We start from the raw sequence: 2,883 nt of genomic DNA, 5'->3' as shown, positions 1-2,883 counted from the left end.
CCAGTTAAGTTAATTATGTCTTAACTGGGTTAGTCGAATCAATTAGACCACGTCACTCTGCTTTGTTAAATTTACTTTAAGTCTTCCTAAATAATATGAAAAGACTTCAGCTAACTTAGTTTGATGCACTGCTATATGGTTTTGCCAATTTTGTTCACAGCTTTCTCTAATATCATTAACCAAGATACTATCTGACTTTTTAGGTAAGCTGGTTTGTAAGTTACGTTGTAAACCAAGATTGATGTAGTTATAAAGTTGATCTGTTAACTCACTACTGATTACTAATTCGTTTGTGCTTCTTCGCGCAACAATATTTCTTGCATCAGAATATAATGCAGTTAATAAATGAATTGCCGCGTGATCCATTTCAGAATCAAAACCTGATAACTATTGAGTTATCTCATTGAATTTCCTATCAGGTATCATCAGCAATTCATGTAAATTATTTTCTAATCCATCATTGTAATATTTATTGAGATCAAGTTCTTTGAGGTATAACTGTGTTTGATTAAATGCGGTTGTTAGTTTTCCAAGATGATAACCATTAACCTCTGGTTTAATAGATATACCTCGGCAAACATGGTCGATTATATCTAACAGTGTTTGGTTAGTACCCGTTGTAACATTTGAACGAGCATAAATATTGGTTGAATCGTTTGGATAAAATTAATGGAATCTGCCCCAGAAACGGGTTGATACAACCAATGTAATTGGTGGTTTTATTTCATTTAAGTCATGCAATAAAGTGCTTAACTCAAACTCTGTTTGGTTATTGTTTTTGAGCTTAGGGATGTTTGGGTAGTTTACCCACCCTACCGCTGTTTTGCGTTTTACTTTCCAGAGATTTCCATCGGTAAAATACAAAACTCAGCTTGAATAGAATTAGCGCTAGCATAGCTAATTGCCTGTTCCATATGGTCTTTATTTTTACTGTAGCCCGTTTATCTTTTACACTCGATAACAATAAATGGTTTGTCATCGAGGTAAATAAGAATTTCAATGAAGCCTCTGCGAGTACCGTACTGAACCGACTTTTCAACTTTTATCTGTTCTATTGAATAGCCGTAATAGCGTATTAATTCAAACAAAATCCACTGCCTAATTGCTTCTTCTGATCTGGCTTTTCGGGCAAAGAGGTAACAACTATTAGCAATATTATTGAAAGATTTATGATGCGTTTATGACTTTAAAAATTCAATAGCTCTTTTTAGATACATTTTTCTTTGATGAACTCAAGCATTGGCCGGAAAACCTCAAAATGCTCTGCTGACAACATTGGAACAATTGTTTTTGCAAAATATTCTTTATCGGCAGTAAATTTAATATCTTTGCCATTTCCTTTTCCTATGGTTTCAGTAAAATATTTATTAGTATTATCATTACCATAAAATAAATGCTCTATCGCACAAGTGGATAGGCCTTCATAAGTAAGATTTTTCTCTTCGTCCCTGATTACTAAAGATCTTATAATAGGGTTATTAGGTATAGGTAACATTATTGCGTAAGAGTTACCTTCTTTCCATTTTTTTATTAACCCTTTATCTGGTATCACTTGCTATATATCGCCATTTAATCCATTCCAATGATTATATGTATCATCAAAATCATATAATGCAAAAATAGGTTTTCCCCCCATTTCATTGAAGCCTGAATATTTTTAGCGCTATTGTTGATTAGGCTCAATTACGTTGTAAATCGATACAAAGACCGCTTTCGCCTCTAAATCCGCTTCAAACGAACGAGTCATTTTCGTGAGCAAAAATCGCTTAAAACAGTGGTAAACTTTCAGGGGATAATGCCTGAATATCGCCCATTTAACATAACCGCCAATTTTGCGAATGAACTTTAAAGCTTAAATTTATAACCCGAAAAAATTAGGAAATGCATGCAACAATACCGATTCCTTGTACTAAGTTGTACTAAACTCAATTAATACCTACCATGGAGAATGTAAGGAAATGAGTAAGCTAGATTTTATGGGAGCAAATTTTAAGTGGATGCAGTGCGCGCTAGGACTTCATGACTGGTCGCACGATACGGACGACTACCAGAAAGCGATGGACGCAAAGCTCGACGGCCTTACCTACAAAGAAGTCATAAGGACGTGTTCGTGCTGCCAGAAGCCACAGTGGCTTGAGTTGCGCTGTACCAGTAAGCACCCGCCGCACTGCGTAGCAAAGTGGCGCAACAAACCAATTAATGCCGCTAAATAGCAGAGCGCTTGAGGTGCTGGTGGTCAACTCAAGCCGTGAGCGTGTCTAGTTAATACATATTATGGGTAATGTACGGGATGCTTATCACGTTGTCCTCAGACAGGTAAATGTATAAGCGTTTCCAGCCGTCGAGCAGCCGCGTGTCATAGTTAAGAAACATATCCAGCAGGACAGGCCACACCTCAGCTTCGATCTGGTCTTTGGCTCTGTTGGCATTCTGCTATTGCGTAGATTCCCGTAAATATGCACGAATCATTTTCATTTAACAGCTCAGTCTATTTTAAGTAGTCTTCACTTTGAAGTTCATTTTATGTGGTGCAAACAATATAATAGACCGCTTTAACAAAAACGATTTAATAGTCTTTGTTGGATATACTAAAAAAAGACCAACTTAAAAATAACAGTGTAGTAAACCACTCATACAAGTAGTGAAAACCAACTCGCAAACGCGACAAGCGTCCTAGAACAATGGAGACGATAATGCGTCTCCTCGTAAATTTCAATTTAGATAGTCAGCGTAGCAATGTGCAAAATATGCACATTGCTGATATCCAAAAGCATCTAAGATTCATTCTAATATAAAAGTGTCCAGTTCAAGTAGACCCTAATATGTAGGCTCTCCCCGTAATTCAATATCAAAATTAAAGACCCTGAGCTCTTTTTCTATATT

General features: G+C 36.4%; 3 protein-coding genes. All 3 read right to left on the bottom strand.

All coding sequences use genetic code 11. The features are described 5' to 3' along the window. Positions 1–42: 42 nt before the first annotated feature. Positions 43–366: a hypothetical protein gene (locus AC4GME_RS18500; protein WP_490378668.1), complete on the bottom strand. Its 324-nt coding sequence runs from the start codon at positions 364–366 to the stop codon at positions 43–45. Between the two features lie 575 nt (positions 367–941). Next, positions 942–1,103 carry a type I restriction enzyme HsdR N-terminal domain-containing protein gene (locus tag AC4GME_RS18495; protein ID WP_490378669.1) on the bottom strand — a complete coding sequence of 54 codons (162 nt, stop codon included), beginning with the start codon at positions 1,101–1,103 and terminating at the stop codon, positions 942–944. A 104-nt stretch (positions 1,104–1,207) separates the two neighbouring features. Continuing rightward, positions 1,208–1,552, bottom strand: a complete 345-nt coding sequence (locus tag AC4GME_RS18490; RefSeq protein WP_490378667.1) for a hypothetical protein — start codon at positions 1,550–1,552, stop codon at positions 1,208–1,210. Positions 1,553–2,883 lie beyond the last annotated feature (1,331 nt).

It is taken from the genome of Psychromonas sp., assembly GCF_983033635.1.
Note: the sequence above shows the minus strand (reverse complement) of the source record. Positions and strands in the feature narration are given on the sequence as shown.

What these genes read in the sequence shown, in the direction of transcription:
- AC4GME_RS18500 (WP_490378668.1), bottom strand. Translation starts at nt 366, where the DNA reads ATGGATCACGCGGCAATTCATTTATTAACTGCATTATATTCTGATGCA.